The sequence below is a fragment of the Kitasatospora sp. NPDC057500 genome, from assembly GCF_042802195.1.
Taxonomy (GTDB): Bacteria; Actinomycetota; Actinomycetes; order Streptomycetales; family Streptomycetaceae; genus Kitasatospora.
On the sequence record NZ_JBHVER010000103.1, the window covers coordinates 13,700 to 27,216 of the forward strand.

At 72.2% G+C, this 13,517-nt stretch carries 10 protein-coding genes; 2 read left to right on the forward strand and 8 right to left on the reverse strand.

The genetic code is table 11. From position 1 onward, the window contains the following. The first annotated feature begins 457 nt into the window (after positions 1 to 457). Positions 458 to 1,429, forward strand: coding sequence for a pentalenene synthase (locus tag ACFU74_RS21855; RefSeq protein WP_380759208.1), 972 nt, complete (start codon positions 458 to 460; stop codon positions 1,427 to 1,429). A 32-nt stretch (positions 1,430 to 1,461) separates the two neighbouring features. Here ACFU74_RS21855 and ACFU74_RS21860 read toward each other — a convergent pair whose 3' ends face one another. From ACFU74_RS21860 to ACFU74_RS21870, 3 genes are all read right to left on the reverse strand, one after another. Further along, positions 1,462 to 2,802 carry a cytochrome P450 gene (locus tag ACFU74_RS21860; RefSeq protein WP_380759210.1) on the reverse strand — a complete coding sequence of 447 codons (1,341 nt, stop codon included), beginning with the start codon at positions 2,800 to 2,802 and terminating at the stop codon, positions 1,462 to 1,464. Between the two features lie 52 nt (positions 2,803 to 2,854). Then, the gene (locus ACFU74_RS21865) at positions 2,855 to 4,375 is read right to left on the reverse strand and encodes a hypothetical protein (RefSeq protein WP_380759212.1); all 1,521 of its coding nucleotides are present in this window, start codon (positions 4,373 to 4,375) and stop codon (positions 2,855 to 2,857) included. Positions 4,376 to 5,027: 652 nt separating this feature from the next. Further along, complete coding sequence (locus ACFU74_RS21870) at positions 5,028 to 5,363, reverse strand: hypothetical protein (protein WP_380759214.1); 336 nt, start codon at positions 5,361 to 5,363, stop codon at positions 5,028 to 5,030. 303 nt (positions 5,364 to 5,666) lie between these two features. On the opposite strand from ACFU74_RS21870, the gene ACFU74_RS21875 reads away from it, so the two are divergent. After that, the gene (locus tag ACFU74_RS21875) at positions 5,667 to 7,190 is read left to right on the forward strand and encodes a hypothetical protein (RefSeq protein ID WP_380759216.1); all 1,524 of its coding nucleotides are present in this window, start codon (positions 5,667 to 5,669) and stop codon (positions 7,188 to 7,190) included. A gap of 254 nt (positions 7,191 to 7,444) precedes the next feature. Here ACFU74_RS21875 and ACFU74_RS21880 read toward each other — a convergent pair whose 3' ends face one another. From ACFU74_RS21880 to ACFU74_RS21900, 5 genes are all read right to left on the reverse strand, one after another. Beyond that, entirely contained in the window at positions 7,445 to 8,056 is a 612-nt protein-coding gene (locus tag ACFU74_RS21880; protein WP_380759218.1) for a hypothetical protein, read from the reverse strand. 55 nt (positions 8,057 to 8,111) lie between these two features. Continuing rightward, positions 8,112 to 10,622, reverse strand: coding sequence for a Helicase associated domain protein (locus tag ACFU74_RS21885; protein WP_380759220.1), 2,511 nt, complete (start codon positions 10,620 to 10,622; stop codon positions 8,112 to 8,114). A 54-nt stretch (positions 10,623 to 10,676) separates the two neighbouring features. Beyond that, a complete protein-coding gene (locus ACFU74_RS21890; RefSeq protein ID WP_380759222.1) occupies positions 10,677 to 11,108 on the reverse strand; it encodes a hypothetical protein in 432 nt (143 codons plus the stop codon). 138 nt (positions 11,109 to 11,246) lie between these two features. Continuing rightward, complete coding sequence (locus tag ACFU74_RS21895; RefSeq protein ID WP_380759224.1) at positions 11,247 to 11,975, reverse strand: helix-turn-helix domain containing protein; 729 nt, start codon at positions 11,973 to 11,975, stop codon at positions 11,247 to 11,249. Further along, a partial coding sequence (locus tag ACFU74_RS21900) for a hypothetical protein (protein ID WP_380759226.1) occupies positions 11,972 to 13,517 on the reverse strand: 1,546 nt, incomplete at its 5' end. The genes ACFU74_RS21895 and ACFU74_RS21900, both read right to left, overlap by 4 nt.

Genomic DNA, 13,517 nt, shown 5'->3' on the forward strand with positions numbered 1-13,517 from the left:
GACGCGGACGGGGAAGTCGAAGGGTGGAGTCAGTGGCATCATGCACCTCATTGGCGCAGGCGCGAAATGCGCGGCACTGGACCGCTGCGGCAGCAACGGCGAGGACACACGACTCGGCGACCGGCGTCCCGGCCGCAGCTTCCATTCTCAAGAGTGCCCGAATTTCCGCCCGGCGGCCGTCCGCCCGTTCTGCGGCCCGTACCCGATCATGTTCGGCCCGCGCGCCGTCCCTGGCACCGGGCCGGGGCACGAGCTGCACCACCCCGGTCAGCATCGGCCGCTCCACGGCACGAACGGCAGGGAAGAGGCGGATTCCGCGGTCTGTGCCGGGCCCCGGCAACCGGAGCCGTTCTCTGTGCGACGATCGAATCGGGGCGTCGTCAATCGGAGCTGATCGAACACCGGCGGGTACCAGGCGGGCCGAGGGCGTGCCGACGTGCTCCAGGAGGAGGCAGCTGTGCCGCAGGACGTCGAGTTCGGGCTTCCCTGGCCGCTGCGGAGCAGTCCGCACCTGCCGCGGGCCCGGGAACATTCCCTGGCCTGGCTGGAGGAGTTCGGCCTGCTGGGCGAGCAGACCTTCACTCCCGCCGAATTCACCGATTGGCGGCTGGCCGAACTCGCCGCCTACTTCTTCCCCGAAGCGACGGGTGAGGGGCTGGAACTGGCCGGTGATCTGATGGGCTGGTACTTCGCCCCGTTCGACGACCGTTTCGACGGCGCACTGGGGCGGAACCCGCTACAGGCGGCCGCCGTCTGCGCGGAGCTCGCCGCGGTCATGGCGCCGGGCGATGTGCCGGAAGCGGGCACACCGCTGTCGACGACCCGCGCGCTGGCCGACATCTGGCAGCGCAGCTGCCGTGGAATGAGCGGGGCGTGGCGGGCGCGCGCCGCGAACGACTGGCTCGCCTACCTGGCCGCACACCTCGCGGAGACGGTGGACCGCCGCCAGGGCCGGGTGATGGACGCGGACGAGTGCGTCAGCAGGAGGCGGCTCGCCACGTCGTCCTACGTCGTGATCGACCTGATCGAGCGGGTGAGCGGATTCGAGGTCCCGGCCCTGGCATGGCACACCCCGGTACTCGCCGAACTGCGGAGTCTCACCGCGGAGGTCATCGGGATGTCCAACGACCTGTGCTCGGCGGAGAAGGAGGAAGCCGCGGGGGACGTGGGGAACAACCTGCTCCTCATCCTGGAGCGGGAACGCGGAATCGGCAGGACACAGGCGGCCGCGGAGGTGGTCGGCGCGATCGGGCGCCGCGTCACGCGGTTCGCCGCGGTGGAGGACCGGGTGGCCGATCTCGGCTGCTGGCTGTCCGAGGACGACGCCGTCGGCGTGCGGCGTCTGGTGACGGGGCTGCACGACCTGATGCGCGGCGACTATGCGTGGGAGCGGATGTCCGGCCGCTACCGGACCCCGCCCGCCCGCTGAGTAGGCCCGGTGGGCCCCGGGCGCCCCGGTTGTCAGGACCGTTCGACCAGGCGCATCCGCAGGCCTGCGGGGCGCAGCGTGGTGGACAGCTTGCACCGGAGGGGCCGGTCCGTGAGGGGGGCCAGCCGCCATCGGGTGGTGATTCCCGCGAGCGTCAGGACGGCCTCGGTGCGCGCGAAGTGCTCGCCGATGCACCTGCGGGCCCCGGCGCCGAAGGGGAGGTAGGCGTTGCGCGGGAGGTGGGGGTTCCGCCAGCGGTCGGGGCGGAAGGCGTCGGGGGCCTCGAAGAGGTCGGGCCGTCGGTGGATGAGGTACGGGCTGTAGGCGATCATGGTGCCGGCCGGCAGTCGTGCCGCGCCGATCTCGCTGTCGGCGGTCAGGGTCCGGGTGAACAGCCAGCCGGGCGGATACAGGCGCAGGGTCTCGGCGATCACCCGTCCCGCGAGTTCGAGTGAGGGCAGGCGCTCCAGGGTGAGCGGGCCCTCGGCCCTCACGCGGTCCACCTCCTCGTGCAGGCGCCGCTCGACCTCGGGAGCGTGGGCGAGGAGCGCCAGGGCGAAGGAGATCGTGCTGGAGACGGGGTCGGCGCCGGTGACGAAGAACGTGACCACTTGGTCGGCGAGCTCCTCGTCGCTCAGGACCTGGCCGTCCAGCGGGGAGGTCCCGGGATCGTGGGCGGCCATCAGGGAGCCGAGCAGGTCGTCGTGGCCGTTCCCGTCGTGCCGCCGTGCCGCGATGATCGCCTCCACCGAGGCGCGCAGATGTTCGCGTGCCCGCCAGTAGCGCCTGGCGGACGGGGTGGGCACCCGCGCCAGCGGCACCGGGGTGATCACCTGTCGGATGAGGCCGGTCATGATGTCGTCGAGGTCCCGCAGCATCTCCCGGGTGAGGGATGCGGGCAGCGAGGCGGAGAACATGGTGGCGAGGGCGATCCGGGCGGTCAGTGTGGTCAGCTCGGCGGGCACGTCGATGATCCGGCCGTCCCGCCAGGAGTCCACGATCTCGTCGGTCAGGTCCGCCATGACGGCCGCGTAGGCCGGGAACCGCTCCCCGTCGAAGGCCGGCCTGCACAGCCTGCGCTGGCGCCGGTGCAGGCTGTAGGGGCAGGTGCCGAGCCCGTTGCCCAGGACGTCGCGCAGTCGCTCGAACAGCGGCCCGCCCTTGTCGAAGACCTCGTCGTGCACGAGTACGTACCGGAGCAGGTCGGGGTCGCACACCATCACCACTGACTGGGGCCCCAGGCGCAGCCTCACCAGTTCCCCCTGGGCGGGTAGCGACGCGACGAAGCTCAGGGGGTCGCGCATCAGAGCGGGCGCGTGCCCCAGCAGGGGGACACACCCGGAGGCCAGTGGAACATGCGCCACACCGTCCATACCTGTCTCTTCCCCGCCTCCCGGGCCCGCAGTCCCGTGGATTCGCGAGCGGTCACGGCCCGGGAGACCCGCTGTGTGCCCGGTCGCCGGCGACCGCGTCGGGCTGGGCCTCGACCAGGCTGCCCGCGCCGATCGCGAAGTACATGCCGTGCCACCACTGCTCCATCACCAGCGCGGCCATCGGCTCGCTGAAGCGGCGCTCGAAGTCGGCCTCGTGCCCGGCGCGCATGAAGCGGGCGAAGTGCCGGCAGTAGGCGCGGTCCATGTGGGACAGGAAGGCCGTGGGGGAGATCCTCCCCTCCCTCAGCAGCCACGGGACGACGAACTCGTACTCGACGATGCTCAGGGGCAGGACGCCGTGCTCGACGGCGTCGCAGATCACGGTGTGCAGCTCTACGGTCCCGGTGTGCCGGGTACCGTCGATCTCGACGTCGAACGGCAGGTCCCGTCTCGGGACGTCGACGCGCGAAGTGCCGACCGGGACGGTGGGGGTCAGGTCCTCGGTGTAGCAGTCCGCGAGCCGGCCGGAGGCGTACAGGTCGCGCTGCTGCGCGACGTGGGACAGTTCCGCCGCGAGGGAGTAGTAGCGCCAGGCGTCGTGCCGGTGGTTGGTGAGCACCCACACGGGTACGGCCAGGACCGCGGTGCACGCCGCATAGCGTTCTGGACGGATGCCGGCGGTCCGTGTCCAGTGTGTGTTGACCATCCACACGGTCCGCTCGTAGGCGCTCAGCAGGTCGGCCATGGCGACCGACCCGCGGGTCAGCGCGAGTACCGACTGGCCGCACTCCTGGAAGCGGAGGTCGGGGCCGATGTCGACCCAATCGGCGACCATGCCGGTCAGCATCATGTCGTCCCGGCCGGCGTGGTTCGGCAGGAACGACAGGTGGTAGGTGAAGTAGCCGCTGTCCGACGCCTTCATGTCGCGCCAGGTGTCGCGGTCCCGGTAGACCCACGTGGCCAGGCCGGTCGATCGCGTCTCGTGGGCGTCGGCCTCGTCGTGCCGTTTGACGTCGAAGAAGGCGAGGTCGGCCGCCACGTGCGCCCGCCGGGCCACCAAGTCCGCAGGGAGGTCCGGCATGTCCCACAGCGAGAGGATCTCGTGCTTCAGGTCGGTGCCGCCCGCCCGCGTGTACGCGGTGTCGATGTTGTACTCGAGGTAGAAGCCGTAGATCAGGATGGCGACGTAGTCCTGGCGCCAGTCGTCGTAGACGGCCGGCATCATGCCGCCGCCCCAGGCGCCCGAGGCGAAGTTCGGATACGCCCCCACGCCCCGGAAGCCGAAGTCCTCCATGAACGCGGCCCAGTCCGGGGAACTGCACGTCGGAAGGAGCGACTTGGTGGACCGGCCCGCGTTCTCCCCCCGCCGGGCCCGGGCGAGCAGCGCCCCGACCGGATCCGCACCGGCGGTGAGCGGGACCAGCCCGACCTGGCCCGACGCGGCGAAGCCGGAACCCCTGCACCGGACCTCACGGATCTCCGCGAGCAGGTCGCGCCCGTGCTCCACCATCTCGGCGCACTCCGTCATCCAGGGAGCGAACCGTCGGCCCCAGGAGGTCGGGTCACTCCTCATGGCCGCGAGGGTTCCCTCCGGGTCGTACACCCAGCCGCCGGGCCGGGGCGCTTCCGGGCCCTCGGCCAGTCGACCGCGCACCGCGTCGACATGAGCCGCCAGAGGGGAGCCGGCCGCGTGCTTGCGAGTCCACAGCACATCGAGGGGCTCTGTGGCGCCGGGCCCGGTTCCCCCCAGCCTGGAGTCGACGACCGGCGCCTCCCGTGCCGCAGCCCGGCACCAGGCGTGGACACGCTCGGCCAAGGGCTCAAGGACACCGTGCTCACCCACCCCGTGATCGGGCGCCCGGAACGCGTGCGCCTCCGGATGCCGGCCTGGTGGGAAGGAGCCCGGACCGCGCCCGTGCGGGCCGTTCGGTTCGGCTGGATCCCAGGTCACGACGTGCCTCCGCCCAGGAGGTCCGAGCGCGTCTGCGGGCGAGCCTCTCCCCCACCGGCGGTCCCGATGCCGTGGGCTTGCCCCTCGGCTGGTTGACCCGACCGACCGGCGTTCGAGTTCAGGCGCAGACCCCTCGCGCCGCCGCCTGGGGCCACCTGCGCGCCGTCGGTGCCCCCGGCCTGCGGCGAGTTCGATGGGACCGGACAGCGTGCCCGGGCGCGGTGTTCCGCCTGGCCCCGAGCGCCTCGGTGCGCAGAGCGCGGTTGCCTGGGACTCAGACCCATGTCACAACGATCCGATCCACCGCACGAAGTCTTGGAGCACCTGCTGCCGGCAGGTGCCGGTTCCTGCCGCTGGATCCGCCGGCCGTCTCCGCTCCGGGCACGGCGTCCTCCTCGGCCACGAAGGACACGATGAGCTTGTCGAACGGGGGCGGGGGAGCCATGGGTCGCCCTCGGAAGCCTGCGATCGCGGGAGCGAGCTCGTCGGCCACCGAATCCAGCCACAGCCTCCGGAAGGCGTCCAAGCCTCGGTCGCTGGCAGGGAAGCACTGCGCCATCACCCTGTACTCGTCGAGGATGACGCGTTCCACGTCGTCAACCCTGGACATCGTCTTGCCGCCTTCGCGGGCTGAATCGTTCTCGTACGATGCGGGCCGCCGCACACCGCGAGCGGCAGGAGCCATCTGCGGTTGCGGGACGTCTGGATGCGAGACGTGACCGCGGGCCGCCCGGTTACCACAGCATCTCAATGCACATAGGATATTATATCTATCGCTATTAGGATCCATTGGACTTCGCGTCCACCCCGCGCCCAGCCGTGCAGCACATGCCCGCGACCACCCCTGCGCCGGACCTTCCAGCGCAACCGCGCCGCCGCCGAATCCCTCGACCGCGTCGGCAGCCTCATTCCGGTGACCGACCCGCCGCGGTCGGCCCGGGCCGACGAGCGGCTCGGGCCAGTTCCCGAAGCTGCGGCTGTGCCGGAGCCACGAAGAGGCATCGATGACCACGCCGGGCGGGGCGATCGTCGAACCGTTCCCCGCCACACCCGTCGATCCGTGATGTCGCGTGCAGCGGAACGCCGCGCGCGCGTCCTCTCCGAAACCACGGATTCCGCGAACGCCGTGCGACGCCACCGGGACGACGACCGCACCATGACCGATGACGTCGCGGGATCGGCACGGCGCTCGGCGGCGCAAGCTGCGACCGACGCAATCGCTCCGATGGAGACCCTTATGCCGAAGGAAAAGTGGTTTTACCCCGGCGACCTCGAAAACGACCTTCGGGCTTCCGCCCTGAGCCCAGACCAGCGAGCCGAGACTCTGGGACATGCATGGGAGTACAACCGGTGTATCGTCCCCGAGTTCACCAACTGGGACCGCTACGTCGCCCTGGCCCGACTCTGCGGCATCGCCGTCGTGGCCGAAGTGTTCGGGGAACTGGTGGACGTGCTCTCCGAGGACCCCATCCTCGACTACGACGTCGACGGCCTGCTCGACACCCTCTTCGGTGGCAGCGCAGTGCACGACGACATGGCCCGCGAATACCGGGCCTCCCTCCTCATGTCAACCGAGAAGGCGTCCGGCCGACGCGACACCGAACTGATGCGCCGCTACGTCGAAGCACTGGCCCACTCGCCCCAGGACTGGTTCCGATTGCGCGACTGCGACGGCATGTTCCGCTTCTACATCGCCGCAGCGATCGCCTGCAACGACGACGACGCCTGGCTCACCGAGGACGAGAATCGCCTGATCGCCGAGATCAGCAGTGGGCTCTACGACGCCGTCGCCTATCACAAACACCGCGCCGAAGGAGAGATCCACAACACCTTTGCCTACGCCGGCGCAGACGCACGCGAGAGCACGTATCACTCCTTCCGTGAAACGTTGTGGGAACTGGACACGCGATGGGCCCACTCCACCGCCGGACGCTGCGCTGTCAACTTCGCCCGAGTCGTCGGCGGACCGATACATCTGATGATGCGCAGATACCGATTCGTGGAGGACGGCCTCATAATCGGCCAACCGGAAACAGCCGATGTGGTCACCCAGGCCCGGCGGAACACCAAACTCTGGTATCGCGTCGACGCGGGCGCCGCCCCTCCGACGGACAAAGAGCGCTACGACGCGGTCATGCGCCAAGCGGACCGCGTCCTGTTTCCGGGGATGGCCGAGATCCTCGACGGCGCCGAACACGACAAGTGCCCGCAGTGCCGCCGCCGGACCTCCTACGGAGCCGAGGCCACCGAGAGGTTCGGTGGGGTGGAACTCTACCCCGCTTGTCGCACCCGGTGGCGCAACCACCTCGACACCCTCCCCGACCGCGCCGCGTCCACGTTCACGGCCCACCCCACCGGCTCCGTCGCCCCCCCCGAACAGCGCCGCCTCACACAGGACGTCATGGTCACCGGCATGCGCAATGCCGCAGCCGGTTGATCCGCACCACGGCAGCGGCGCTTCGGGCCGCCACGCCGCTCACACCCCCGAAAACGGGCCGTCACAGGCAGCTGCGGCGCACCACGGGCCGGGCGGGTAGGGCCGGTTCGGTGCCGCGCAGGGCGAAGGCCGTGCTTCGGTGCGCTCCAGCCAGCTCACGACCTTGCGATCAGCGCGGTCCGACCGGCGCGGTCAAGGGCGGTGTAGAGGGGCTGGGCGGCGGTGCCCGCGAGCCGACGGTGGGCGGCGCCGGGTCATCTGCCGGGCTTTGAGGGCGGCTTCGCGGGCTCATCCAGCGACGTCGCGGTGGTGGCGTTCGACACGTAGCGCGTGCTGGAGGGCGGTGTCGTGGCCGGGGTCGTAGCGCTCCGCCCGGGTAGCGGCGGTGTGATCGAGCATCGCTGCCACTCGGCGAGGGTGTCGGCCGCGGTGGCGAAGGCGTCCTCCTCTCCGGCGTCGGCGTGCCGGTCGGCATTGCGCTCATCTGCCCGGGCCAGATGGAGGGCCTGCTGGATGCTCTCCAGGGTCATCCCGGTCGCCCGCCGGCGGACCCGGCGGCGGACCCGGCGGCGGACGTCGCTGAGCAGCTCGTGCTCTTGGCCGTCGTCCCCGTGCTCGTCGTGGTCGGAGTCGTTGACGGCGGGGTGCTGGGCGAGGGCAGTGTGCAGGGTTGATCCGGCCTGCACGACGGGCTCCGGCACGCCGCCGGGGCGGGCGCCGAGGACGATCCGGACGTCGACCAGGACCACCCAGCCGTCCAGGCCGTCGACGTCGCGCTCGGTCCAGCCGCGGGCCAGGGCGGCGCCGTGGTGGAGGGTGCGAATGCCGTCGTGGCCGGACCAGCACAGCCACATCGCGCCGCGCACCAGCGGCGAGTCAAGGACCGGGCGGCTCAGGTCCCGGTCGGCGAGCGCGGGCCGGCTACAGTGCGGGGCCGGCTCCAACCGAGCGGGTGCGGCGGGGTCGGGTCGGGTGGTCTCGGTCGTCGCGCAGTGCCTCTGGAAGTCGGGAACGAGGTGCGACGGCCGTCCCGGCCAGGGAGGCCGGGACGGCCGGGTCTCGCGGGGCGGGTCGGCCGGTGACGGTCTCGGCGTGCCGGGTGAGCGCGTCCAGGAGCGCGGTCTGCTGGGCGGTCAGCTTGCCGTCGGTGCGGGCCTTGGCCTGCTTGCGCAGCCAGGTGCCGGGCCGGAACGACGGGTCGTCGCCGAGGCCGGTGCGGTTGGCCGGGCCGTTCAGGGTTCCGCCGGCGGCGAGGTAGGCGAGCAGGCGGCGGTAGGAGCGGTTCCAGTCCGGCTCCAGGCGCCACAGCTCGTCCAGCGCGTCGAGCTTGGCCACCTGGTCGGCGGTGAGGCCCGCGGCCTTGCGCTGGCGGCGCATCCACGCGCCGACCGCGTAGTCGTCGAGCTTGGCGGTGGCGGGGATCGCGAGGTGGCCGTGCCGGCGGTGGAAGGCGGCGGCGTAGGCGTAGCCGCGTTCCCAGGCGTTGGCGTTCTTCGACCAGATCATGCCGAGCGCGTCCAGTTCGCTGACCCGGGCGGCGTCGAGCAGGTGCCGGCCGTTCAGGTGGCGCTGGCGGGTGAGCCAGGAGATCAGCTCGGCGTGCTTGGTCTTGTCGGTGGGGTCGAGGTGGCCGTGCTCGATGTGGAAGCGGGCGGCGACGGCGTGCATGCGCTGCCACTCGACAGCGCGCGGGTTGAACGCGCGCAGCTTCACGGTCTGCAGGATCCGGGCGGCATGCCGACGGGCGTCGATCTTCAGCCACTCGACCGGCGACTCCGCCGGGGCCGGCTGCTGCTTCCCCTCGCCGCCAGCCTCGGCGGCCTCACCCGCAGCGGCCTGGGTCGCGGTGGTGTGCGCGGTGCCCTGCGACCGCGCGCCGCGCAGCTCGGTGATCCGGCCGACCACCCGGGCGTCGTGCGCAGCCAGCGCCCGCAGGACCCGCCAGATCGTACGGAAGCTGGAGGCCTCGATCTCGGCGTCGGCCTCCGCCTTCACAGCCTCGCCGGCGTCGCGGACCTCGGACGCGTCCGCAGTGGCGGTGTCGTCGCCGACCTCCGGCGTCGGCAGGTAGACCGGGATGACGATCCACGAGACCTTGCCCTGCCGGTGGGACTGGCGCAGTGCGCGGCCGACGGCCTGGACGATGTCGATGACCGAGCTCTTGGGGTCCGCGAAGCAGACGGCGTCCACGGCGGCGACGTCGATGCCCTCGGTCAGGAGGCGGCTGTTACACAGGATGCCGCACTCCTCGCCGTCCTCGCCGGTGTGGGCCTTGAACTCCGTGAACGCGGCGCGGCGGTCCTTGAGGCGGTCGGTGCCGGCCACCGCCTTCGCCCAGATCCGCTCCGGGCGGTCCTTGTCCTCCAGCAGCTGGGAGGCCTCCAGCAGGCTGCCGGCGAACTCCCGCGCCCCGGCCACCCGGGAGTGGAACGTGATCACCCGGCGCAGGCCGAGGTCGGCGACCGCGCGCAGCACCGCGATCTGCAGGGCCAGGCGCAGCAGTTCCTCGTTGCTGCGCTGGGAGCGCAGGTCGGCGACGGCGGGGAGGTTGAGGAGCTCGCGCAGGTCCTCGTCGGTGACGACGGGGACCAGGACGCGGTAGTCGGCGAGGTAGCCGTGCTCGATGCCCTGTCCGAGGGTCCAGGTGAAAACGGTGGGGCCGTAGACGGCCTTGTCGTCCATCGAACAGAGGACGGGCAGCTTCTCCATGGTCTCGGCGTCGACGTCGGCGAGGTCGGCCAGGCCGTCCTTCGCGCGCCGGTCGTCGGCGATCCGCGGGGTGGCGGTGAAGTACAGGCGGCGCTTCGCGGGGAGCTGGGCGTCGTCGTGGACGGCGGCCCAGGCCTTGCCCTCGGCGCCGGCGGTGCGGTGGGCCTCGTCGACGACGACCAGGTCCCAGGCCGGGAGGCGGAAGTCGCGGTGGGCCTGGACGATGCGCTCCAGCGAGGCGTAGGTGGCGTACACGGTGACCGGCTCGCCGGGCTTCTCCTTGGCGACCAGGTCGGCGATCCGCGGGGCCTGCGTGGTGACCTGGGCGTGGACGCGTCCGCCGGCCTCCGCGCTCTCGAGTGCTTCCTCGCGCGAACACGCCGCCACCGCCAGGCCCCGGCGTCCGCCCCGCAACGACCACGCCTCCGCCGTCTGCTCCAGCAGCTCGATCGTCGGCACCAGCACCAGCACCCGTCCCCGCGCGGCCAGCCGCCGGGCGCAGCCGGCCGCGATCAGCGTCTTGCCGGAGCCGGTCGCCGCGACGACGGTGGCGCGGCCGCCGTCCTTCACCTCGCGCACCGCGGCCGCCACCGCGTCCTTCTGGAACCAGTGCAGCGGCAGCGGGTTCACCGTGGTGGTGCCGGTCGGCTGCGCGGGGACCGGCTGAGCGGCTGCGGCGCGGAGCGCGGCCGGCACGTCGGCCTCGGTGGCGGTGGTGTCCACGGCAGTGCTTCTCCTTCGGCGAGGGGTGGTGCGGGAGGGCGGGCGCGGGACGGGTCAGTCCGGGTAGGCGTAGAAGCTGAGGGCATCGATGAGGCTCTCGACCATGTCGCCAAGCGGCGTGACCGCCCAGTCGCCGGTGAAGCCGTCCCCGGTGAGGAGGAGGCCGGCGAGTTCGTCGGTCAGCTCCTGGGCGTCCTCCTCGCCTGGTGGCACGGCGAGGTCCAGGACGACGCCGCGGGCCTGGGCGGCACGGCGCAGCAGGGCGAGGTGCTCGTTCGGTCCGGTGAACCAGGCGGGGCGGTCGGGGTCCGGTGCGTGGGGGTCGCGGGTGGGCGCGGTGAGGAGCCGGCGGGCGGTGCTGGGTGAGATGCGCAGGTTCCAGGCGATCTGGTTGATCGTGTGGTCGGTGTCCCTCAGCTCGGTGGCCTGACGGCGCAGTTCTTCGCGCTCGGCCGGGGTGCGACGGCGGGAACGGTCGGTGTTCATCGCATCTCCCCGGGTACCCGGCCGCAGCCGGACGGCTGCGCGACCTGGGCTCGCTGTCGGGCCGGCACGTCCTGCTCAGCGGTGGCGGTGGCGGTGGTGTCCACGGCGGTGCTTCTCCTTCGGCGGCCGGGGTGCCGGTCAGCCGATGAGGACCTGGCTGCTCTGGTGGCCGGCGGGGGTCCAGGTGCGGATCTCCAGGTAGACGATCTCGGCATCCTCGGTGGCCCGGCCGGTCTCTACCAGCCAGGTGAGCACCGCGTGGACGACGTCGCCGTGCGAGGCGGCGACCCTGCGGGACCATTCGGCGGCGGGGAAGCCGCCGGTGGCGGCGGAGCCGTAGGTGCGCTCCTGGGTGCCGTCCGCGCGCGGGACCACGCCGCGCCGGATACCGGGCGAGTCCTGCCTCGAGCCGGCCGACAGCGTGAAGTACCGCGACTGCATCCGCACGGTCAGCGCGACCCGGCCGTCCGCCTGCGCGGCCGTGTGGATCACGCCTGCGAGGTGCGCGGCGCCGGACTTGATGGCCTGCTTTCCGGCGCGGCCGGCCATGCTGCCGCCGGGGGTGCCGATCACGTCCTTGCCCCGCACCCTGGCTTTCTGCCCGGTCTTCGTGCGGCGCCGCTGGACGTTCTCCTGCGCGACGGCGCCGAGCGCCTCGGGGTCGCGCTCGCCGCCGCGCACCGCGCGCACGACCTGGCGCAGCGCGCCAACGAACGCCGCTCCCTTGCCCTTGGTGAAGAACTGGGACACCAGGCTCGCGTCGCGGCCGAGCATCCTGGCGACCTGCCGCTTGGTGAAGCCCTGGTCGAGCAGCTGCTGGGTCAGCCTCGCGGCCTCGTTGGGCTGGTTCGGGTCGGCCGGGCTCACTGGTCAGCCCCCTTCTCGGCGGCGGCGAGTTCGGCGCGGCCCAGGCCGCGCAGCTTCAGGTACTGCTCCTGGGACTTCGGGTGCTCAATGGGGCCGGTCAAGTGGCCCTTGAGGAGGTAGTCACCCGGCTCGCCACGGTACGGCCAGGGCCGGCGCTCGGTCAGCGCGATGCCGTCGGTGCCGAAGTACACGACCGTGCCGGGCCGGGCGTGCAGGGCACCGGCGTGGGCGATGACGTCCTTGCCCTGCCGGTACTTCATGTCCAGTAGGGCGGCGCGGGCGCCGGACCAGACGTAGGCGGCCCACTCGGGGTGGGCGTAGGGGTCGCGGGAGAAGCCGGCCTGCCGCTGCCAGGTGACCACCTGGTCGTCCTGGCCGAGGATCTCCACCCCGGCGGGGAGCGGCTCGCCGGCGGGGGTGGTGCCGGAGACCAGGCGCGGGCGCTGGGCGAAGCCGCCGAGGCCGAACAGCAGCACGGAGCGCACGGCCCGGGAGGCGAGGTAGGCCGCCTGCCGCTGCCGCTCCTCGCCGTGCAGCTTCGAGAGGTTCGTGAGATCGGCCCAGGCCGACTTCAACCGCTTGCCCCACTCGTCCAGCGGCTTGCCGTCCTGGAAGAGCAGGCCTCCCAGAATCTCGACCTTCCACGGCATCAGGTGGTTCGACAGCGCCAGGTGCACCTCGGCGCCACCCGCCCACGTGGTGAACGTCGCGCCCGGCTCCGAGGGGTAGACCCAGGCGCGGTCACCGGTCACCGGCGCGGGCAGCAGGCCGACGTGCTGCCAGCCCTGCGGGACGGTCGCCTTGATGTTCCAGTGCGAGCACGACATCAAGGCCTTGACCTGCTCCTGGCCGGTCAACGCGGCGAACGCCCCGGCGGTGATCCGGCGCGGCACACCGACCGGGCTCTTCCACAGGTGCTTGGCGTAGGCGAACGTACGGTCGTACTCCACCAGCGCCGGGAGCTGCTCCGGCACGCGCGGGGGCAGGATCAGCTCGGTGCGGCCCTGGCCGCCGGTGGCGTGCAGCAGGGCGCGCAGTTCCTCGGACAGGACCGGGTAGCCCCCGGCCCACTTGCCGGTGGTGGGGATGGTGCGTGACCACAGGTCCCGGCCGGTCTGGCTCGGGGAGCCCATGAGCACGGCGTCGTCCCAGTGGCGGCGCAGCGCCTGCCACAGCAGGGTGAACGCCTGTCGGCAGGTCGTCACGTCGGCGCCGTCGGGGTCGAACCACTCCCCCATCGAGCGGATCTCGGTGCTGCCGCCGTCCGGGGCGGCTGTGGGGGCGTAGCGGCCGACGGGCTGGCGCTGGTGGACGAAGTGCCCGGCGAGCTTGTCGCGGCCGGAGCCGACCGCGGTGGTCCAGCGGTCGGACGGGGTGTTGAGCCAGGCGGCGACGGCGTCCTTGAGCGTGGAGTAGCGCTCGGCGCCGTCGTGCCAGGGGGCGCCGACGGTGATGTAGATGCGCTCGGTGCCGGGCGCGGTCGCAAGGACGGCGTCCAGGATCTCCCCGGGGGTGCGGGCGCCGAGGTCGAGCCGGACCACG

Excerpts from the sequence above, each read along its gene's own strand:
- ACFU74_RS21860 (WP_380759210.1), bottom strand. The coding sequence starts at position 2,802 with ATGGACGGTGTGGCGCATGTTCCACTGGCCTCCGGGTGTGTCCCCCTG.
- ACFU74_RS21865 (WP_380759212.1), bottom strand. The coding sequence starts at position 4,375 with ATGAGGAGTGACCCGACCTCCTGGGGCCGACGGTTCGCTCCCTGGATG.
- ACFU74_RS21870 (WP_380759214.1), bottom strand. The coding sequence starts at position 5,363 with ATGTCCAGGGTTGACGACGTGGAACGCGTCATCCTCGACGAGTACAGG.
- ACFU74_RS21890 (WP_380759222.1), bottom strand. The coding sequence starts at position 11,108 with ATGAACACCGACCGTTCCCGCCGTCGCACCCCGGCCGAGCGCGAAGAA.